Source organism: Psychrobacillus faecigallinarum, assembly GCF_014836595.1.
In the GTDB taxonomy this organism is placed as follows: domain Bacteria; phylum Bacillota; class Bacilli; order Bacillales_A; family Planococcaceae; genus Psychrobacillus; species Psychrobacillus faecigallinarum.
On record NZ_JACSQO010000001.1, the window covers coordinates 56,071 to 76,522 of the forward strand.

Annotated in this window: 19 protein-coding genes and 7 pseudogenes; all 26 read right to left on the reverse strand. The window is 33.6% G+C overall.

What is annotated here, in order from left to right; translation table 11 throughout:
- Positions 1–330: 330 nt before the first annotated feature.
- Positions 331–460, reverse strand: a pseudogene (locus tag H9650_RS20335) (DNA polymerase III subunit beta); the annotation flags it as partial.
- Positions 461–619: 159 nt separating this feature from the next.
- Entirely contained in the window at positions 620–910 is a 291-nt protein-coding gene (locus tag H9650_RS00345; protein ID WP_151110376.1) for a hypothetical protein, read from the reverse strand.
- A pseudogene (locus H9650_RS00350) lies at positions 891–1,245 on the reverse strand (transposase); the annotation flags it as partial. The pseudogene H9650_RS00350 and the gene H9650_RS00345, both read right to left, overlap by 20 nt.
- Before the next feature lie 721 nt (positions 1,246–1,966).
- A complete protein-coding gene (gene imm47 / locus H9650_RS00355) occupies positions 1,967–2,761 on the reverse strand; it encodes an Imm47 family immunity protein (protein ID WP_191696329.1) in 795 nt (264 codons plus the stop codon).
- 22 nt (positions 2,762–2,783) lie between these two features.
- Positions 2,784–2,987 carry a hypothetical protein gene (locus H9650_RS00360; RefSeq protein ID WP_151110378.1) on the reverse strand — a complete coding sequence of 68 codons (204 nt, stop codon included), beginning with the start codon at positions 2,985–2,987 and terminating at the stop codon, positions 2,784–2,786.
- A 444-nt stretch (positions 2,988–3,431) separates the two neighbouring features.
- Positions 3,432–3,656, reverse strand: a pseudogene (locus tag H9650_RS00365) (hypothetical protein); the annotation flags it as partial.
- 19 nt (positions 3,657–3,675) lie between these two features.
- Positions 3,676–3,884: pseudogene (locus tag H9650_RS00370) on the reverse strand (polymorphic toxin type 50 domain-containing protein); the annotation flags it as partial.
- A complete protein-coding gene (locus tag H9650_RS00375) occupies positions 3,874–4,197 on the reverse strand; it encodes an Imm30 family immunity protein (RefSeq protein WP_191696680.1) in 324 nt (107 codons plus the stop codon). The gene H9650_RS00375 and the pseudogene H9650_RS00370, both read right to left, overlap by 11 nt.
- Positions 4,198–4,684: 487 nt before the next feature.
- Positions 4,685–5,020, reverse strand: a complete 336-nt coding sequence (locus H9650_RS00380; protein ID WP_225215844.1) for a transposase — start codon at positions 5,018–5,020, stop codon at positions 4,685–4,687.
- Between the two features lie 51 nt (positions 5,021–5,071).
- The gene (locus H9650_RS00385; RefSeq protein WP_225215845.1) at positions 5,072–5,416 is read right to left on the reverse strand and encodes a hypothetical protein; all 345 of its coding nucleotides are present in this window, start codon (positions 5,414–5,416) and stop codon (positions 5,072–5,074) included.
- 98 nt (positions 5,417–5,514) lie between these two features.
- On the reverse strand, positions 5,515–6,162 hold the full coding sequence (locus tag H9650_RS00390) for an SMI1/KNR4 family protein (protein ID WP_191696330.1): 648 nt from the start codon (positions 6,160–6,162) through the stop codon (positions 5,515–5,517).
- A pseudogene (locus H9650_RS00400) lies at positions 6,159–6,747 on the reverse strand (hypothetical protein). The gene H9650_RS00390 and the pseudogene H9650_RS00400 overlap by 4 nt, the downstream one beginning before the upstream one ends.
- A gap of 560 nt (positions 6,748–7,307) precedes the next feature.
- Entirely contained in the window at positions 7,308–8,093 is a 786-nt protein-coding gene (locus H9650_RS20340; RefSeq protein ID WP_225215846.1) for a PoNe immunity protein domain-containing protein, read from the reverse strand.
- 28 nt (positions 8,094–8,121) lie between these two features.
- Positions 8,122–8,430 carry a hypothetical protein gene (locus H9650_RS00410; protein ID WP_225215847.1) on the reverse strand — a complete coding sequence of 103 codons (309 nt, stop codon included), beginning with the start codon at positions 8,428–8,430 and terminating at the stop codon, positions 8,122–8,124.
- Positions 8,423–8,590 (reverse strand): hypothetical protein, encoded by a 168-nt coding sequence (locus tag H9650_RS20345; protein WP_225215848.1) that lies wholly within the window; start codon positions 8,588–8,590, stop codon positions 8,423–8,425. The genes H9650_RS00410 and H9650_RS20345 overlap by 8 nt, the downstream gene beginning before the upstream one ends.
- 61 nt (positions 8,591–8,651) lie before the next feature.
- Positions 8,652–8,963, reverse strand: a complete 312-nt coding sequence (locus H9650_RS00415; protein ID WP_191696333.1) for a hypothetical protein — start codon at positions 8,961–8,963, stop codon at positions 8,652–8,654.
- A gap of 896 nt (positions 8,964–9,859) precedes the next feature.
- Positions 9,860–10,297, reverse strand: coding sequence for an SMI1/KNR4 family protein (locus H9650_RS00420; RefSeq protein WP_191696334.1), 438 nt, complete (start codon positions 10,295–10,297; stop codon positions 9,860–9,862).
- The gene (locus H9650_RS00425; RefSeq protein WP_191696335.1) at positions 10,267–10,635 is read right to left on the reverse strand and encodes an HNH endonuclease; all 369 of its coding nucleotides are present in this window, start codon (positions 10,633–10,635) and stop codon (positions 10,267–10,269) included. Before H9650_RS00425 ends, H9650_RS00420 begins: the two co-directional genes overlap by 31 nt.
- A 162-nt stretch (positions 10,636–10,797) precedes the next feature.
- Positions 10,798–11,940 (reverse strand): annotated as a pseudogene (locus tag H9650_RS00430) (IS110 family transposase); the annotation flags it as partial.
- Between the two features lie 78 nt (positions 11,941–12,018).
- Positions 12,019–12,605, reverse strand: a pseudogene (locus tag H9650_RS00435) (recombinase family protein); the annotation flags it as partial.
- Between the two features lie 798 nt (positions 12,606–13,403).
- Entirely contained in the window at positions 13,404–13,832 is a 429-nt protein-coding gene (locus H9650_RS00440; protein ID WP_191696336.1) for an SMI1/KNR4 family protein, read from the reverse strand.
- Position 13,833: 1 nt separating this feature from the next.
- Positions 13,834–15,606: a ribonuclease YeeF family protein gene (locus H9650_RS00445; RefSeq protein WP_191696337.1), complete on the reverse strand. Its 1,773-nt coding sequence runs from the start codon at positions 15,604–15,606 to the stop codon at positions 13,834–13,836.
- Positions 15,607–15,978: 372 nt separating this feature from the next.
- The gene (locus H9650_RS00450; protein ID WP_225215849.1) at positions 15,979–17,529 is read right to left on the reverse strand and encodes a histidine kinase N-terminal 7TM domain-containing diguanylate cyclase; all 1,551 of its coding nucleotides are present in this window, start codon (positions 17,527–17,529) and stop codon (positions 15,979–15,981) included.
- Between the two features lie 290 nt (positions 17,530–17,819).
- Positions 17,820–18,143, reverse strand: a complete 324-nt coding sequence (locus H9650_RS00455; protein ID WP_225215850.1) for a GntR family transcriptional regulator — start codon at positions 18,141–18,143, stop codon at positions 17,820–17,822.
- 20 nt (positions 18,144–18,163) lie between these two features.
- Positions 18,164–19,615 (reverse strand): hypothetical protein, encoded by a 1,452-nt coding sequence (locus tag H9650_RS00460; protein ID WP_191696338.1) that lies wholly within the window; start codon positions 19,613–19,615, stop codon positions 18,164–18,166.
- Between the two features lie 121 nt (positions 19,616–19,736).
- The gene (locus tag H9650_RS00465; protein ID WP_191696339.1) at positions 19,737–20,438 is read right to left on the reverse strand and encodes an ABC transporter ATP-binding protein; all 702 of its coding nucleotides are present in this window, start codon (positions 20,436–20,438) and stop codon (positions 19,737–19,739) included.
- Positions 20,439–20,452: the final 14 nt, after the last annotated feature.

The window sequence follows — 20,452 nt, forward strand, 5'->3', positions numbered from 1 at the left end:
TTACTAGGACAATAAACCCTGCAATGCATGAAATTACCTGGTTCAATTTTATCATAAGGAAGTTGTAATTAGTTGGATAGTATTAATGTATCCCAAGGGAGTCATTTCTATGGCATATTTTTCAAGCCAAACATTTTTAGTTTTTACTCCTGAATTTTCAAGAACTTTAGGAAATAATTTTGTTTGCAAAATGTTAGCAGTAAAATGCCTGGATAAGTTAGATATACTTCTAACCTGTCCCTGACCATTAATCTTTAGCGTACTTGCCGCTTGAATAAATTCACCTAATCGAACTCAATCAACTGTTGTACTGTGTCATCCGCTTTTGTTGGGATATTCACTAGCATCTAGACCAATTAAGTTAAATTCTGATTTACCTGAGCGAATATATGTTTGAAATTAATTGAATTGTTACTTCAATTTCAACATCATTGGCAGGTAATTTACGTACAATCTCATTCCTCAATATTTATATGCGTCCCCTTATTAGGGTCATAATCTAATCTCCACCTTACTTTTCCGTCAGCAGACTGCCTACCAACAACTTGACCATATGCATCACTTGATTTTATCGTACTTGTATATGGCTGTGAGTTTGGCCCTAAATCTCCAACTAATTCTAGTGCCTTGTTTCTAGCTTGTTCTCCTTTCCTATACTCTTACCATCATTCTTTTCTATCTTTTTCCTATCTTTGAAGCCATCATTAATCTTATCTATTATTTTAATTGGTCTGACAACTGTAAATAACGCTGCCTCCGCAATGGGTCCAGGTGAAGGGTTCTCTACCATGGTGATGATGTCTCCTACTAAAAATTCATCCATCACTGTTATTGCGGGGAATATATCTTCTAACGTTTTGGAATCGCCGAGCTGATCTTCTGGAATGCTGTTTTCTTTGGTAATAAGCATAGAAAACTGAATTCCTTGGAAGTTTGCTTCCTTTGGCTACTTGTACTTGTTGTACTGCCAAGTTGTAAAATAAAACGTGCAGCACCCGATTTCCCTGCTTGCTTTTATTATGTTCCTTACCTTTCCGCCAGACCCAAAGTAAACAGCCGCAATCCCCGCAAATCGTGCTAATTTATTTGTATTTAGAAAACGTCTAACCCCCAATCTCTGCAATTAAAGCAGAAGCTGTTACGTGGTTAATGCCATGCATGGAATTTAGTTGAATGTCTAGCAAGGGGCATTAACTCTTTTAATTCCCTTTCCACATAGATCATTTCCTGTTTTTTAAAAGAAATACCATAAATTGAGAAGATTATAGTTATTTAATTAGTTTACTATATGTTAAATTTTATACATGGACTAATATACAAAGGGAAGAATAGACGATGGAAATAGAGGACTTTTTTGTGAGAAGTATTGTACGGGATATGAAAATACGAAAAAGCACTTGTCGCCTGTTATAAGCTATCAAGTGCTTTGAGTTTATATATTTTCTATGTTTATTAATATTTGCAAGCTTTTAAAATTATTTTTATATTGACGGTATGACGTCTTTTTTACCATTTGGCAAGTGTAACGTTTAAACCCGTTAGCTTGTTTAATCTCGTTTGTTTGTTTGTATCTTATGACAACATAAAGTAGTCCTTGTAAGCAAAATGTCATCTCGCCTATTCTCGCTCTAATTGCCGTAATATTAAAATAATGGTATAACCTTCATGAATTTTAATTCAAAATCAATGATATCTTTTTCTGTATAAAAGATAATCTTGAGGTTTCATATCATAACCAAATGTTTATTTCCACGAGCAGGTACAATCTCGTTACTTTACAGTCAATTCCCTGTTATAAGTCCCGCTGCCATATAAAATGTCATCTCGCCTAAGCTCGTACTTCTTTTTCAAGTTTATTATTTCCCGGGATACTCCGGGTTGATACAACCATCGTGAAGTACGTATTTCCAATCACCCTATCATTTTCCTATTCACTTCACATATACTTTATTTTTACATGTTATACTTAAAGCTTATATCCATAAAAATATTTTTGTCCTTTTTCCCAGTTTTCACTTGAAAGTCTGTCTATATAGCCAATAAATTCTTTATAATTGCTCGCATTAATGACAGTATTGTAGTCTCCAGGTACTTTTTCACCAGACCAAATTGATAATAAAGAAGGTATTAACTCCATTTTTAATGGCTCCTCATTATTCGCAGCAATCATAACCCGCTCTATCAACTTTTTAGCTAAGTCGCCAGGAAAAGCTAATTTTTGTTGGAAATAATAACTCTCTGTATCCATTTCCTCACAATAATTAAAATAAAAATTTCCAACTTCATCTATAGTTGCATCTTCACCAATTTCTTCCTCAAAATTAATAAAAAAATCAATAGAATCCCTTATAATAATAGCTGTATCACTGATTTCAGCCCATTCTTCAAGTAAAGCCAATAAATATGGAATTATATCAAGAGAAAGTGATGTTGTGGCTGCTGATGCAAAAGTGTTTACTGTTTCTTCGGTTACCTCACTAAGAAAACGTAGATTATTTGAATCCCTTAAATCATCATGTGACCCAACAGCTAAGAACATCCTAATACATAAATTCAAAACCGATTCATCTCTAGTCTGATTCATTAATTGGAACAATAATGGTTTTTGAGTAAAATCACCTGTTTTAAATAATTCAATTAAATTAAATAAAACTTCCTTTTCTGTTATAGAATTTAAAATTTTTTCTTTAATTTCTGATTTGACTAAAGTTGTTTTTTCTCCAAACCATATACTATTCATAAGATTTCCCGTTACTCCCATAGATGCACCTCCTTTCATTGAATTATCTCTTGCCATTTTCTTTTTGCCATTTCAAAACTTTATTTTGAAAAACAGTAACTTCAGTATGTTGAGGATTATTACCAAATACAATAATCCCCTTCTCATTCTCATGCATTTTCAGTATTTTAGCATTTTCTTTACCATAACCCATTTCATAATAAAAATCCAAATTTAAATCATCAATTTGTTCTCGACGAATAGTCAATTCTCCTGTCTTTTTAATATTTAAACTTACATTCTCTCCACCAAAAGATAAACCTTACTTTTACCTTGATTGGTTAAATGCCTTTCAAGGTTGTTTCTTTAATTTACATTAATATAGCTGATATTTGTGAGAAGCAAATTGAAAATGATTATTATATGAAATACCTAATGACTGGCACAGACAGGATCTGAAATTAGTAAGATTAGAAATGGATAACGATCAAGATTACTATATGTATGTTCCAGTAACAGTTCAATTGAAACATCTCTGTGAAGTAAAAATTACACGAAACTAAGCCAGATTGGTATCCTAACCCTGATGAATCTACGATAGTAAAGGGAAAAGAACTAAAGGAAGCAAGATTAGACTATCAAGCGTTGGTTAGAAGAGGAGAACTCGAAAAAGGTCACCATGTGCCAATGAACTTTTTTCTTGTTTCAATCAATTATATACACTGCCTTCGTTAGTAGAAGGATGGGATAAAATATGATTTACTTGAAATGCAGTTGCATAATATTCTGCGTACTCGGAATCATCCTCATCTAATCCATTGTCTGTCTCAAAAAATGTGTCTGTTTTGCCTTCAATTCTTAATCCACTGTTCCACTCTATTATGATCTCTACACCTTCATACTCTATTAATGTTTTAAATAAAGAATCTGCTTCCATAGACATCCTCTTTCTTATTTTATTCTGATGGTTTTGCTGGTACTATATGAGCACCATCCTTTCTATGGTGTATCATTCTCTATTAGTCTCTATATATTGTCCAGTCACAGTGTCATAGTATTTACCTATTGGCTTACCAAAGTCCACTCTCTCTTTATTTTTGGTGACAGTGGTTCCTTTCCCTGCAAACTTATCAAGTAATTCTTGTGCAGTCTTATTATCGCCAAATTCTGTAATGTAAAACTTCCATCCATTCTCTTGCCCTATCAATAACACTAGGGACAGCTAAAGCGATTAAATATAATCCTTCTTCAATATTTTCTCTATAGAGATGCTCTATGCCATGTACTAATCCGAACATTATTTCATATTGTTCGGTATCATCATCAAATCCCATACATAATCCTGTAATAACTGATATATCTCCTAAACCAATGAGATTACCTAATGCTTCTTCAAATGAGGATACTTCTTTTGGAGATTGTAAAAGTCTATTTGTGTAGACTATCTTTAATTGACGAGATGATATTTTACATGACAGGGTTAGTTATGACATGGAATGGCTAAAAAACTAGAGAATGACAAAGCTCGTGGCGATAAACTTTAAACCTAAGTTACCGTGATGCCCTTACTCATGATACATTAGACGCAAGAAGGATATACATGAAGGATGGTGTCTACACTCCTGAAATAAGAGCGGGCTTTTAAATACGATTAGAAAGAATAGAGAATTATATCCTGAATTATTTAATAATTGGGGGTGGAGTGTATGGATGTGAAATCTAATTATCTTACTTGTCACACTATCCTAGTATTAAAACCAAACTTCATGATGTTACAACATTCGTGAGCTCTGATTCTCAATCATATCATTCTCTTATTTACTCACTCAAATATCAGCTGAGTTAATAAATTAAAATAAAAAACCTTGAAAAGCTTTGAGCCAATCAAAGTTGTGAATTCATTTAAGTTATTTAAATTTTTCTCTTCAAGCAATCTTTTGTTATATAAATTTCATTTAGTTGTTACTATCTCTTTCTTAATTCTAAAAATAAATCTTGCAATTCTCCCTCTGTATCAATAGAGTCAAGCAATAATTTAGGTTCTAACGAACAATTGTTTAAAGTTGAGCTTCCATCAATTACTCCTAGCATGTTTGAAATAGTATCAATCATAGTTTGCTCAATTATATTCATTAATATATCTTTATTTTCGTCAGTTAAACTATCGTAAAAACCAATAGCTCTTTTCCAATAATCATCTGTTTTAGAAGTAACAATCGTTGTTTCATACAAGTCTTTGTATAGTTGAAGGTTCTCATTAACGATAGACTCATAAAGTGATTTAACAAAAATATCATTCATTTTATTTCCTCATTTCCGGATACATTTTTTTGTTTAATTCAATAAGTTCTTTTAAAGCAGAATTCGGTATGTCATCATATACTCTTCTAAGTTCGCTAATATCTTTACCAATAACTGTCTGGGATTATCTATTCCTTTTGTACTTCTTGAAACTATTCCATTAGGCCCTTTAATGGTGTGCCCCACCTTTGGAACATTAATTGCAGGTCCAGCATTTAAATCATAATTATCTACTAATTTCTTCATTGCTGCCTTCTGTCCTGCATGATGGGCATCAAGTCCTTCTACTCCTTTAATATCTTTATATGCTCCAACTTGATATTTATCCGTACCCTTACCATCAATCTTTTCTATCTTTTTCCCATCTTTGAAGCCATTATTACTCTTATAATCCATAATACATACGAAACTAAACAGCCAATCGCCGGTTCAATACCGTCAATTGGCTGCATAATAGAGTGTTTTATGTTTTATTACGGCCCCGAAAAGGATAGTCAGTGTCGAATAGGTTCTATACTCAGCACCGTACTAGTTGACCCTAATTTTTCCATTAGTTTTTTCGCCTTACCATATGGAAATCTTTCTACTAATATAAATGGAGGATTTTTTGAGCCCTTAAGCAAATCTCCTGTTGAAATCTCAATTCCTAATACGTTCTTTATTTTTATTAAATCTTTTAAGCCTTCATTTGGAGGTTTTACTAACAAAATATTACAAGTATTAGGAATCTCAATACTTGTTTTCTGTACTATTTCATTTAAACACCCACTATTCACCCATTTGTTAAAATCCGAGGTAACTAAATTAGCATGGCTTGGGTTCATATCCCCAGAATCAATAACTAATACCTCTTTTTCATCCGCATCTTGAAGCATTAGAAAAACATTTCCTCCACCATCGTCACCGATTGCAATAAACCCACTTGCATACTCATCTACTTCCCAAGTTTCATTTCTTTCCACTATATCTTCCGTACCATAAATAACCAACCCACCTCCTATTGAAAACCCATTTGTATATCTTAATAAATCCTTGTATACATTCGGTAATTCTAATTTTAATAGATTTTCTACTTCTTGTATTTCAATATCACTTGCTGCTGTATTTTTTGCCAAGTCTGAAACCTTGGATAAATTAATCATTTGACAAATCCTCCTAAACTATCAAAATATTTGTATGCATCTCCCATTGCTTTACGGGCAGTTTTTGGATCAACTCCTGCCTCAATCATTTCCCTATAGCTCTCATTAAATTCATAACGTAAATCTGTATTAAAGCCCTCAGTTTTTCTCCGTTTCCTCTGCATAGAAGAAATTAGCATGGGATTGGCCCGAGCTTGAAGGGAGAAGTATTGCGGAAGCTTTCTTTTCGTTATAATCAAATCCTCCCTCTCTAGCCCATCTATTCGCCCATTCATTTTGTATTGGATGGTGAGACTGTATTCGATTATCTGAAGCAATATTTTTATTTCCTGTTGCGCGATTAACCCCAGGACTTAAATAGCCATGTTCATCAACATCTCCCTTTAGATATCCCCCTGGCCTTTTAGCATTATCCGTACCCTTACCATCAATCTTTTCTATCTTTTTCCCATCTTTGAAGCCATCATTAATCTTATCTATTATTTTAAGTGGTTTGACAACTGTAAATAACGCTGCCTCCGCAATGGGCCCTGGTGAAGGGTCCTCTACCATGGTGATGATGTCTCCTACTAAAAATTCATCCATCACTTTTATTGCGGGGAATATATCTTCTTCAGATTGAAGGGAACTTGGAAAAGTGCATTTAAGAAAGAAGGAGTGTTAGAAAACGCTTAAGAAAAATCGTTTTCAACACTCCCATGTTAAGATTACTATATTTCATTAATTATTTTTACTTCAAAGAGATGTTTCAATTGAACTGTTACTGGAACATACATATAGTAATCTTGATCCTTATCCATTTCTAATCTTACTAATTTCACATCCTGTCTGTGTCAGTCATTAGGTATTTCATCTAAATAATCTTCTACTTCTTCTTTATAATCAAGCTGTAAAATGTATCCTTGATTCACGAGGGCAAAAACGATTAATGTACCAAGTAAATCTTTTTTGTTATTATCCCGAACAAATTCTTCTTCCTCAAACCAAATATCTTTCAGATTATATTTAATCCAAAATTCTGCAGAGGAAATATTGTTATAGTCATTGATTATTTGTTTGACAATTTGATGATAGTTTTTAGGTATAATTTGTTCTAAATTACGATTAGCTTCAATCTTGAAAGGATAATCTTCTTCTATTAGTGACTATTCATCTTTTCCTACCTGTTTTAACGGTCCAATATTAAATACAATGTCCTTTTTGTAATGGGCTAAGTCGTACGGATAATGGTTATTTGCTTTTAGTGGACTGTCATCTAACTCCAGAATTTTCGCTAGGGCTGCAGTTTCAAAACTCCAAAAGCCAAGATAACCTGGCTCTTTATGCGAGTTCTTCCAACCATAACTATAGTGTCCTTGAAACCATTCTTTTTCGATATATTTTTCTAGTCTCGTAGATGCTACTACTTTATTTCTGAAACCTAGCTCAATAATTTCTAATGACTTAGCATAAGGGTTTTTCAATTCAAATTGTGTAGATTTTATCTTTCGCTCAATTTTATATGAATATAACAAGAAATCCAATAGAACATCGTCTACCTGTTCACCATCTGCAATCTTTGCTAACCTATCTATGTTTTCTTTGTCAGTTTCCAGGAGTATTCCTAAAGCAACCATCCAAATAAAATTAATATAACGCACTTTTTTATATCCAATATACTCTAGCAGTATGAGTGATTCTAGATACTCTTCTTCTAAATCAGCACATGCTCTTCCTAATGAGTACTTGGCCCGTATCAATTCAGTATATATCTGAAACAATGAAGATCTTGTATTAAATATAATTTGTTCGTTATCCAATGGGTATTTTTGAATATTTTTTTGTATATCTTGTTTTAATTCTTCTATTTTGATATTTTTTTCTTTAATTACTTTCTCTTTAAAGTCAATTGTTTCCTTTAAATATTCTAAATTACATAGCAAATCCCTCATTAAATTCCACCTCGTATTGTGTTTTCAATTATGGCCAAGTTCCTACAATTTTTCCTTCTGAATCCAAACGAAATGTAATTGTCTCTCCTTTTGAATTAACTTTGGATAAAACTCTTTCAATTTGACCATTTTCTAATGCATTCGAAATTTCTGTAGCTAATTTATCATCTCCATTAACCGCTTTTGATATTCTGCTTTTTCCCGAACCAATACCTAACAACCAATCATTCAACATCTGGTGACCCTCTAGTTTGGTTGTTCCTAATTGTGAAGTACCAAATTTTGCTTCGTCAATAACATACTTTACAACACTTTTAGTATTATTATTTTTATCCATCAATTCCTTTAATAATTCTATCATTCGGTGAAGTTGGTGCTACATTTCCTATACGCTCCAAATCGTAACCGGCTTTTTTCAAGCTCTCATTATTTATAAGATTATCATATGCTTTGTATTCCCCATAATTGCCCTTTTGTTTATTTGAAGCATGATTCAAATCTAAATCATCAAATTTTGAGTTTGTATCACTCTTGATATCATTGATTGTATAACTAGAATCAACTCTTATACTGTTCCAAGGACTCTTTTATTTTATTAAAGCAAATTTCTAGACCAAGATTTACTACAATAGAAAGAATAATATCTACATCATCATAGGAATCTGTATTCCATAATCTAGAGAGTGTTCTATCAATATCATTTCGTATATCACTTATTAATAACTCGTATGTCATAACTTGCCTGTCTGTTAGTTGACTAAGGATTAATAAAAAACTATCCTTTTCAATTTCATTATTTCTAAATTGATATAATGCGTTTTGAAACATTGATATTAGTATTCCAGTTGGAATTCTATCAGGTAGATTCATAAATTCATTTATATCCATATTTTATTTACCTTTCACTGGAATATGAACCTCATTTAAAGACTGATTTTTTGTCCATGTTTCGTCTGATTTTAACTGTTTATTTCCGATTTTTATCTGTGCAGTCCATCTTGAACCTGATGCTGAACCTGAATAATTTTGTAAATAGGTATAATACATTAAATAGGTTATACGGTTTATAAGTGTAGTACGTACTTTATAAATTGTTAAAACATTATAAATGGCTTACAAGTATTATCACTTTTCCTCTGAATAAATCGGAGTTATTCGGCACTGGGTAGCTAGCCCCATAAAAAAAAGAAACATTGAAAGCATAATGCCATTCAAGGTTTTAACCATTTACTCAACAGTGCTATTTATCTCCTCTGTCCACAATTCTATTATCTTCTCTAGCTCTAGCTTGCCCTTGAGTTGAGACTCTTATATACCCGACAACCTTCAATTTTTCACCCTCCCGTTACAAAAATCACAATTTATGTAACGCTTTTTAACGAATAGCGAGTATTATAAGACCGTCTCTAGTAAAAATACAACCCAAAATTAATGAGCCAAAGTCAGTAAAAGAACGCTCTTTCACGTTACTTATTGTTTATCGCCACGAGCTTTGTCAATCTCGTTAGTTTATCAGCTCATTCCATATCATAACTACCCCTCCTATATAAAATGTCATCTCGCCCATTTCTCTTACTTATTTAGTTCTGCCAAGTATCATAACGATACTCCTTGAAGGTACAACCATCATGAGCTTTCGATTTTCAATTAAATCATTTTCTTTTTCTCTACTTAAGAGTAGTTGATTCAAATAAAGTAAAAAACCTTGAAAGGCATTTCATAGCCAATCAAGGTCAATTGGTTTTTACTTCTTCTTCCAATTACGCCTAATCCTCAATTAAATCTATATAATATTCATTATTATTGAGGAACTTTTTAAAAAAATCCTCTAACGATTCAGCTATTTGAATATCGAAATAATATATTGGATTATTAACTAATTGTAAATCTATTGAAATATAAACACTCTCGTTTACTTCAAAGAAAACAAGTTTATCTTCATCATTAAAAATTTCATCTAAATCTGGGTCAAATTCAAAAATACCTTCTCTTAATCTAATATCTGCTACAGCCCCTGGTCCCAATATTCTATTTATTGCATTAGCACTTTGACCTTTAATAAAACCATAACCAACTTCTAAATATAACTGTTTTAAATCATTTGGAAAACTGATATCCATTCTTTGTTCAGCTTTTAAAATATCATCTTCAGGTACCTTATAAATTTTATTTTCTAGCTCATTAATAAATTCAAAATCAGCCATTTGCTATTTAACCTCCTTGGAAATAGTTTACCTGATGGAGCTCCCTTTCCATGTATCCCTGCTTGGTGTTCGTTAGGATATTTTGCTGGATGAATATTCCACCACTCATGAGGGCCACCAAAGTTGTTCTCTATGATATGATGGGCATCATACGGTTGACCGATACTCCGAGCAACCTCTCCATTCTTATCAAGCACTTCTTCTGTATATCTTGGCCATTTTTGTTTGGTTTTTTCTTCCCATTCTGCAATCAATTTATCTTTCAAGCTCGAAGTAAATTTGCTTCTATGCTTAGCTGTCTCTTTTGGTGTCAATTTTTCATAGTTTTTGGTTCTCAAGGCTTCTTTTATAAGATGAATCTGCTCTTTATTAACCTTTCGTCCAGTTTTACCCTCTATATCCCTAAGATAAGCTTTTGCTAAATCCTTATTAAGTTCACCCGTACCCTATGTTGTAATCTTAAAATCCGCTAATAAAAAAACAATCTCTCTTAAACCTTATTAAACTACTTCTTCCTCTTTTATTATCGGCAATTCATAGGCTGTTTTGTGCTTCATCATGCCGTATATAATGTTTACAAGCCTTCTCATGATACAAACCAATGCTTGTCCCTTTGTTTTGCCTTCTTTTAGCTTCCGTTGATAGTATTCATGGAATACTGGATTCCTTGGTAGCTTACTTCCTTTTGCCACTTGTACTTGCTGTACGGCTAAGTTGTAAAATAAAGCGTGTAGCGCCCGATTTCCCTGCTTGCTTTTTTGTTCCCTTCCTTTCCCACCAGAACCAAAGTAAACCGGCGCAATGCCGCAAATCGTGCTAATTTGTTGGCCTTCGGAAAACGGCGTACATCACCTATTTCTGCAATTAATGCAGAAGCCGTTACGAGTTCAATTCCTGGGATAGAGTCAAGTTGAAAGTCTAGTAAATTCATTAACCCTTTTAATTCTCGTTCTGCATAGCGTATTTCCTGCTTTTTAAAAAAATGTCTCGAACAATGCTTCTCACTAGAAAATCTCGTATTTCTTGGTGTTCTTTTATTGTGTTTCCATCCTCTTTAAACAGCTTTAAAATTTCACTCGCTTTTTTCACCGAACATGTATTGTGACTGGCTTCTAATAAAAAAGTGGTCAATTGCTTAACACTTGCACCCTCTAAACAAGGTGGAGACGGATATCGTTCCCAAAATGCCAATGCTGTTTTTCCATCAACCTCTGAGAAAAACTTCTTATAGCTTGGATAGTGGTGGCTTAATTGAATATGTAGTTGGTTTTTTAAAGTACCTTGTGCCTTTACTAATGCATTTCTTCTAGTGACCAGTTGTTGTATCGACCAAAACAAATCCTGCGGTTTAGCGTCTGGTAACTGGTCTAGTTTGTTCACCAAAATTCTGGCTACACATTCTGCATCCCAACTGTCACTTTTTTGTGTCGTCATATGACTTTTTCGTTCAGCATATGAAAGTGCTGGATTTACTTCTTTTACAACCTGTCCATGGTCGGTTAAAAACTGTGACAATGCCCTTCCATAGCCCCCAACATCTTCTAAACCAAAAATTGGTTTCAACCCATTTTTAATATGTTATAAATATCTAGTAAAATCGTTGAAAAAGCAGAAGGTTTATTTTCAAACTTTATTTCATCTAATTAAGACATTTTTTTAAGCATTGGTCACTGTCTCAATTGGCGGAACAGCTCAACTTGGAAGGTCATCGAACAGAGAAAGTCAAAAAGCCTCCGTACAACTATTGCTTTCTCTGTATTCACTTCTAATACTTTTTGCTTTTCTGTACTGTATAACCAAACATGACACCGCCACCTGCATATCCACCTTGTTCAGCTTTTTTCTTTCTACCTCTACTCAACTTTAATGCAATTTCGAGCCTTTGATACTGATCTAACAGCTCTAACATGCCATTCACTAAAAAATTATTTGGTTCATGTGTGTATATGCTGTAATTTGGCTGCTCAATCGCTTTAACATCTACGTTATATTTTTTCAACTCTCGTTGTATCAATACTTTTGCCATATCTGAGCGCCACAAGCGCGACGTATTCAGTACAATTACTTGGCTCACTTGATGGTATTCTATATCTGCTAATAGCTTTTGCAAGCCTTCTCGCTCAATTGTTAATCTATCCTCATCAACTGTCGCTCCGCTGAACCCTCTATCTTCATATATGTGAAGTATTTGGAGCTTATTTTCGTCACAATACCTTTCAATTTCTTCTACTTGATACGCTAAACTATATCCTTTTTCTTCCCCTTGTATGCTAGTACTTATATAAAATTTAACACTTAGAACACTAATTAAATAATTGTAATCTTTTCAATTTACGTATTTAAACATGCCAAAAAGCACTTGTCGCCTGTTATAGACAATCAAGTGCTTTAAGATTATAGATTTTTTAAGTTTATTAATATGTGCAAGTTTTATAAGTTATTTTTATATTGACAGTATGACATCTTTATAACACTTAGCAAGTGTAACGTTTAAACCCGTTAGCTTGTTTAATCTCGTGTGTTTGTTGCTTATGCCATCCAAAAGTGGTCCTTGTAAATAAATTTGTCATCTCGCCTATTCTCGCTTTTATTGCTTTATTGCTTTATTGTTAAAATAGCACTCCTTGATGGTCTAGCCTTCAAGAGTTATTATTTCAAATTCAAGGATATCTTTAACTGTATACAATTTAAAAACTATTATATCCTTGTTTATATCCACGAACTTTGTCATTCTCGTAGTTTATTAGTTATTCCATGTTATACAACCCTTACTACTTAAAATGTCATCTCGCCCAATTTTCGTACTTTTCTAGTTATCCCCGTATTAAAGTAACTAATGGTACAGCCTTCAGGAGCTCTCGATTCTGAAACCTACTATTTCCGTTTAGTCCCACTCAATAATCATTATTCCACTCACTTATGTACCCTCCTTTATCAAATCGAGCTTTGTCATCACATGCGAAAATATAGAGCGAGTATTATGTTTGGTAGTTTTATCTAAATGTCAATTTAACTATTCTTACTATGTTTGTTTACAAAAAACCTTGAAAGCGTATTACCAATCAAGGTTTTAAGTATATATGAATTATGTTTTATTGAACGATGATTAACAATTAAAATAAGCCTTCAAGAACTCAAAAAACGATGACCAAGTTTCCTTTAACTCCCCTTTTAAAAGCATTTCATCTCCACCCTCAAAATTAACTATATAAACTTTATCAGTTACAGTCTCCAGAACTAATACAGCATTAGCTGACATTTCACTTAAAACCAGATACTGCTTCGGAAAACCATGTTCTTTTCTAGAAATAAGTGTGTATGATTCAATATTATTTTCTTCATCTGATATATCTAGTAATTCAAAGGGTACATGCTCTTCCCAAAAAGGTCCTGCATACTGATTATAAAATTCTTGGAAAGTAACTGATACGTCTACACCTAGCCTTATTAAAGCATCCTTCACTAGATTTCTATCATCACGTTTATATATTTCTTCTCCAAGAACTTCATCTAGTCTACCAGGCAAAATACTCATATTATTTTCCTCCTAAAGCTTCTTCTCCTCGTGTTTTCCAATAATTAATAGAATCTACTTTTTGAAATGCTCCTCTATTTGTTTCATCCATTGGATAAAACGGATTTAACTTTCCTTTATAAGGATGTAGTGGAGCTCTTTTAGCATTACTGATATTATGGTACCTAGTTGAAGCTTCATATAAAGGTCCAACACCTTTTTGTTGTGAATGATGCAATGTTGCAACACTACCTGCATCATCAAGAATAGGAGCAAGACCGTGTTTCGCAGATGCTTCAGCATTTGTTAACCCGCGACCTTTTTTAGCCCCTTTTGTTCGGACCATATCCCAATCAATATCTCCTCTTTGATATACTTTATAAGTAAATCCTGTGCCATCCTTACCTGCATTATACTCTACACTTCGAGTAAAATATTTATTATTCTTATAGTCCTTTAGATGTTGATAAGTTTCTTTACCCGTACCCTTACCATCAATCTTTTCTATCTTTTTCCCATCTTTGAAGCCATCATTAATCTTATCTATTATTTTAAGTGGTTTGACAACTGTAAATAATGCTGCCTCCGCAATGGGTCCAGGTGAAGGGTTCTCTACCATGGTGATGATGTCTCCTACTAAAAATTCATCCATCACTGTTATTGCGGGGAATATATCTTCTAACGTTTTGGAATCGCCGAGCTGATCTTCCGGAATGCTGTTGACATATTTATACTCGTAGGCTCCTGTCTTCCCATAGTATTGACGCAAGATTCTGCCATCCGGTGATGTATAGTATTTCCCTTGGATGGTGCTCACTTCTGGGAAGCTAACGTAATCGTCAAAGACTTGTTTTTCATCGACTGCTTTACTGATGAGTGTTTCGGCCTCTGTAGCACTAACCAACTGTTCCACGGAAGGAATTAAGATATTCTTCAAATGACTTAAATTAAATTGATTCCCGGTACTCATCCTATTCAGGGCAGGACCTATAAAGACATTTGGACTGGAAATCTGCCCACCAAGTCCAAACGATATGGGAGAAACCCCTTCGAGATAAGTTTGAAGCATACTGGAAAGTTCCTCGGTTAAAGCGTATTTTTTTAGCTTTGGAAGAACAGACTCTCGAGTTGCAAGTTCCCATACCAGTCTTTTCCTTGATGGGTTCACCCTCCACTGAGGCGACTGAAAATGGACATCGGTTAGACCGCTTTGAAACATTCCTTCTATATCCGTTAGCCATATGTCCATCGTCTGGATATCTTGCTCCACAGGATTTAATGATACTGTCTGAGAGTAATCGAACTCATTCAACTGTTGAACGGTGTCATCCCGCTTCTTTTTGGAAGTAATAACACCCTCTTGGACAGCACTGTCATCGAGATGCGGCAAGGACACGATATCACTGACACTATCCATGATACTGTTAGCCTCATTCGTGAGGGCTTCTGTCAGGTTACCGATAAGTGTTAGACCCTGTTCCAGCTCTCCCTCTAGAAATTCTTGCATTATGTATCCAGCCGAATCTGGCTCCAGTGATTGTAGTGCAGACTCTATTTGTTGAAGTGTCTGCCCATAGGTGTCTGAAAACAGCTGGAAGAATTGTAGAAAGGGCAGGTGACATTCTGCATAGAAGTCGCGTATAGCATAGCCTCCCTCTCCCTTTAACAGTTCGTCCATTTCAACTAAGCCGCTTACTGTTCTTTCTATATTCTCTATCTCGGTTTTCAGGCGCTCCAGCATAGCCATATTTCGTTTTAGCCCAACTTGAAGTAAGTCTACGTCTAATATTTTCATAGGCAACCACTCCACATACTGGGCACAAGGAAGGATTGCCTGTTTTCTTTATTATACAATATTCCCCTACTACTAGACATACTTTCTCCTCCTCTAGTAACCTTTCGTTAGGTATAATATTCCATTTATTACAAAGAAACGTAAAGAGTTAAATTGCCTTTTCTCTTAAAATAATTCAGAAGGAGCATTAGTTTTCTGTACATTTAAATCTTTTGTATTAATCACACACAAGACTTTTTCCTTATTTTTTGTATAAAAATCTATTCCGATAGCTTAAATAAATACATATGCGCTTGGTTCTTTACAAAGAAAAAAAGAGCAAACAGACCATCTGTTTACTCACTTGCACTCAATTTTAAAAAGTTATATTCATTAAATTTGCAGCAAAAGTTCATCTGTACTGTAATACTCTACACAGTTTCTACCTTTATGCTTGGCAGCATATAACGCTTGATCGGCTTCTCTTATTAATTGTTGAATGGAGTAACTTTCCTCTCCTACTTCCAAAAGTGCATGGGATACCCCAAAACTTGATGTCACTTGAATTTCCACTTTATTAAAAGTCGTTAAACTTTCTGCAACTGCTTGTCGAATTATATTCGCTCTATTAGTGGCCTCCATTAATGTAGTTTCAGGCATACAAATAATGAACTCCTCTCCACCATAACGACCCATATAGTCTACAGAACGTAATTTTTCCTTTACTATACTTGTGACTCTAGTCAAGACTATATCTCCAGCCTCGTGTCCATATGTGTCATTTACCCTTTTAAAATAATCAATGTCAAACATTACAATAGATATATTCCCTCCATCCAACATTAAATCATCAAATAGCATTTCAGATTTTTTCATAAAAAATGTTCGATTCAACACCTGTGTTAGGCCATCTAGGCTTGCTAATTGTTTTAGTTTCGCTTCCATTTGCACTTTTTCCGTAACATTCATAAAGGTAATAATCTTACCAACCTGTACTCCATTTTTATTCTTCACTTCTGTAAAATTAATCCGAAAGTGAATAGCTCGATCCTCTAGTAAGCTAGTATAATCGAACTCTAATTCCTCATCTAATTTTCCTTTCAGTATAGGGTCATCGATGACATCTGCTATCGATTTACCGATATGATGGTTACTCAACTGAGGGATTAAAAATAATGCAGCCTTATTGTAGTCAACTATCACCTTATTTTGATTTAAAACAATTACTCCTTCCTTTAAACTTTCAAATACACTCTCCCTAGCAATCGGAGCGACATTGAACATTTGTAAGGATATAAGAGCCACGCCATGAAAAATAAAAGCGATACTCAAAGAAATAGGACCAAGATCAATACCTTTGCTCCAGTCGTTTAAATAAAAATAATTCGCTATTATTGGGGAAATAAAACCTGCAACCATCAATAATATTTGCATACGAAACAAAAATAAAGATTTACGGTATTCTCGTAGCAATACGAAGACAGATAGAGTTAAGCATACAAATAGGAAAACGGCGTGAATATAAAACCAAGGCCCCCATTCTAGCTTTAACAATGGGAATGGTCCTTCATTATTAATGTTCATAGATTTATAATAAAGATGATGAAGGTCATTCGTTTGCATCATAAATATAGTAGTGATGGGAATGATGAAAAGAGCATAGTTCCATGTTTTTATTTTGCGTCCTACATACTCTAAACACATAAAAAGAACATATACAGGTATGAAAGGCATGGCAAGATATTCTACACCAAGCCAAAACTTCATTTCCTTTAAAGAGGTACTTGCTAATTCAAAGGCATAAGCAAAAGTGAAAATCGATGACAGTAATGTAACTAAAATATACGGCTTTACTCCTGGAGCATCCTTAGCTTTGACTCGTATATATAAGCTAAGAAACAAACTTATTGCCCCTGCCATTATTACTACCAGAATATGTGTCAAGAAATTTTCTCCGTTCCAATTTATCTTTTGTACATATATTATATAGTAGATTATCGTCCAATGACTAGAGACTGTTTTGCTATTTTTTGCCACCAATGTAAAGGGGAAACCACTTTTTTATTCATTGAGATGAGCTCTTTACTCATTAATAAATCCCTATCTGTCTTAACGCATAAAAACGATAAGAAGGATAGGGATTATTTTCTGCTATAAAACTTACGAAAAAATATGTTATGAAATAGAATATTTTTGAATGATTTGATTGAATAATTGTTGTAACTCTTCTTTATCTATCCTATTACACATGCTTCTGCTAAAAGAAATTCCAGATTAGAAGTGATATGATACAGTTTACTTTCTTTTGGAGGACTTGATTTTCCAGTGAAAACAAAAGCTTTAGATTTAGGCTTCACTTCTATCAAACCTTTATTCTGAAGTTCTTTGTAGCTTTTATGAACGGTATGTAGATTAATATTTGCTTGTATTGCCAAGTCTCTAATAGATGGTAATCGATTGCCATTTTTCAAATTCCCTTTAGCCATTTCTAATATGAGTCGCTGAGCAAGCTGTTGATAAAGAGGAATCTTGCTGGTCGGGTCTAAAGTTACATTCATTTCTCTCCTTCCTTTCATATTTAAATAGAGCGCATTACCTTTATAAATGTGAACATTGTAATTGCTACTGTTAAGAGTGCAATGATAATCGCCACTATCCATTGAGAAACATTTAACACGAGTAGCCAGACATGACAGATGGCAATAAAAATTAATATTGGAGAACCAGATACTAGGCTGATTAAAACATTAGGATTCGATTTTACAGCTTCTGATGGTGTTTTCCAGTTTACTAATGGATGTCGCATATCATGAATAGGAGACAGTAAGTTATAACAAATGATTAAGACTAATGTAATAAATAATAGCAACAGGCTGAGAATATCGGTTCTTCCAAACAACAGGTAAATAATATAGCTGATTACAACGGAAGCGATACTAATAAACGAGGAAGTTGCAACTTTTGAAAGAAAAACCATTCGGCGATCTAAAGGAAGTACAATACTAAAAGCATAATTCTTTCCCTCTCTCGAATATGGCGTACCACTAATATTGTTCACACAGCTTACAAACAAAATCATATATCCAAATATATAAAGTTCTTTGTCGATTAGCCACCCCGTCTTCAATAAATCCATCTGAGCTACAATGAGAAAGATAAAGGTGAATAGTGGAGCTAAAAACAAACTTAAAATCACTTGCAATTTAAAATATGGCTCTGATTGAATAATCCACCACTCTCTTTGTAAGTAATATGACCAAATATTTTCCGTTTTGTATATCTTAACCTTAGGCATATTTTCTACACTATTTTCTACACTATTTTCTAGCAACCCATTTTTGTAATAGTTAACAGCTGTATTCTTTACTGTAGAGATGAAAAAGAGCACGCAGATTACCATTAGACTACTGACTATAACGAGAAAATCTATCATGCTAACTTTGAATAAGAGTGGAGTTACTATAACTTTTATAAGTGGCTCTTGAATTGAAAAACTATAGTACATTTTAAGCGAACTTGATAAAGTAGTGATTATGTCGGACATAGATGAGAATTGAAGACTCATTATATCAGTATTTATTATTTCAAAGAAATACATAATTGGGCTTACTCCAATTAGTACGACTAATAATGTATTTGTCACGAAGTACAATAAGGAACTTGAGTATAGTCTTCTAAAACGGTTAGAAAAAGACAATATAAATAAAAGAAATAATGCTGTCATTACATTTATAAGAGTTAAAATAATCACCGCTCGAACAATTTCCCATATCTCATATTTATAAAACAAAAAAAAATAAATTGGTATTTGTAACGTTCCAACTATAATTATAGGAAAAGCAAGCCCACTTATAATTTTTGCTTTAACTATTTGTTTTGGTGAAATAGGAAGACTAGATAAGATATTAAAATCACGCTGATTAAATACAACTGAAACGGCAAAATAAGCTGTCAATAGATAAGTTAATGCCATGGAAATAAATAGATTGAAAAACAAATATTCTTTAGAAGTTCCTAAAAAGTAAATCATTATATTAACCCCTAGGTACTGTGAAGCTAAATAAAATATAGCTATGATTAACATAATATATATAGGTAGCTGCTGGGGCTTTGAATAGCTCGAAGCAATAAAAAATCTCACTAGTTGAAAATTAAACTTCATTTGCTTGTATCTCCATAAAAGTAGTTTCTAAATTTCCTTCTAGTAGCAAACTCTCTACAGACTCATGCAATACGATCCTACCCTCTTTTAAAAATGCTATGGATTCGCAGATTTTCTCTACAACATCCAGTAAATGAGTAGAAAATATCACGGTTCCTCCATTCTCCACATAATCCTTCAAGCAATTTTTAAAGACAAGCACAGCAAAAGGATCTAAACCATTTAATGGTTCATCCATTATGATAATAGGTGGACTAATCGTGAAAGCTGCTATCAAAGCCATTTTGTGGAGCATTCCATAGGAATAAGTTCCCATTGGTTTATAAATACTCTTTTGCATTTCAAATGCCTTTATATAGTAATCTAACTTTTCTTCATCTAATTTTTCATATAGCTTTAAAACAAAATGTATCCAATCGTATGCAGAAATATTTTTAAAGACATGAAATGTATCCGGAATAAAATAAAACTGCTTTTTAAATATTGTTTCATGAGTTTTCGGTATATTATTTATCACTATATTTCCACCGTCTTGCTCTTCCAACCCCGTGATACAATGTAATGTGGTTGTCTTCCCAGCACCATTAGCACCAACAAATCCTAAAATTTCTCCTTTTTTCACTTGTAAATCTACGCCTTTTAAAACTTCCTGTTTACCAAACTTTTTGGTTAAATTTAGAATAGTTAGCACTTACGCCTACCTTC

What these genes read in the sequence shown, in the direction of transcription:
- H9650_RS00345 (WP_151110376.1), bottom strand. Translation starts at nt 910, where the DNA reads ATGCTTATTACCAAAGAAAACAGCATTCCAGAAGATCAGCTCGGCGAT.
- imm47 (WP_191696329.1), bottom strand. Translation starts at nt 2,761, where the DNA reads ATGGGAGTAACGGGAAATCTTATGAATAGTATATGGTTTGGAGAAAAA.
- H9650_RS00380 (WP_225215844.1), bottom strand. Translation starts at nt 5,020, where the DNA reads ATGAATGATATTTTTGTTAAATCACTTTATGAGTCTATCGTTAATGAG.
- H9650_RS00385 (WP_225215845.1), bottom strand. Translation starts at nt 5,416, where the DNA reads ATGGATTATAAGAGTAATAATGGCTTCAAAGATGGGAAAAAGATAGAA.
- H9650_RS00390 (WP_191696330.1), bottom strand. Translation starts at nt 6,162, where the DNA reads ATGATTAATTTATCCAAGGTTTCAGACTTGGCAAAAAATACAGCAGCA.
- H9650_RS20340 (WP_225215846.1), bottom strand. Translation starts at nt 8,093, where the DNA reads ATGAGGGATTTGCTATGTAATTTAGAATATTTAAAGGAAACAATTGAC.
- H9650_RS00410 (WP_225215847.1), bottom strand. Translation starts at nt 8,430, where the DNA reads ATGGATAAAAATAATAATACTAAAAGTGTTGTAAAGTATGTTATTGAC.
- H9650_RS00415 (WP_191696333.1), bottom strand. Translation starts at nt 8,963, where the DNA reads ATGAATCTACCTGATAGAATTCCAACTGGAATACTAATATCAATGTTT.
- H9650_RS00420 (WP_191696334.1), bottom strand. Translation starts at nt 10,297, where the DNA reads ATGGCTGATTTTGAATTTATTAATGAGCTAGAAAATAAAATTTATAAG.
- H9650_RS00440 (WP_191696336.1), bottom strand. Translation starts at nt 13,832, where the DNA reads ATGAGTATTTTGCCTGGTAGACTAGATGAAGTTCTTGGAGAAGAAATA.
- H9650_RS00445 (WP_191696337.1), bottom strand. Translation starts at nt 15,606, where the DNA reads ATGAAAATATTAGACGTAGACTTACTTCAAGTTGGGCTAAAACGAAAT.
- H9650_RS00455 (WP_225215850.1), bottom strand. Translation starts at nt 18,143, where the DNA reads ATGAATGTAACTTTAGACCCGACCAGCAAGATTCCTCTTTATCAACAG.
- H9650_RS00460 (WP_191696338.1), bottom strand. Translation starts at nt 19,615, where the DNA reads ATGATTTACTTTTTAGGAACTTCTAAAGAATATTTGTTTTTCAATCTA.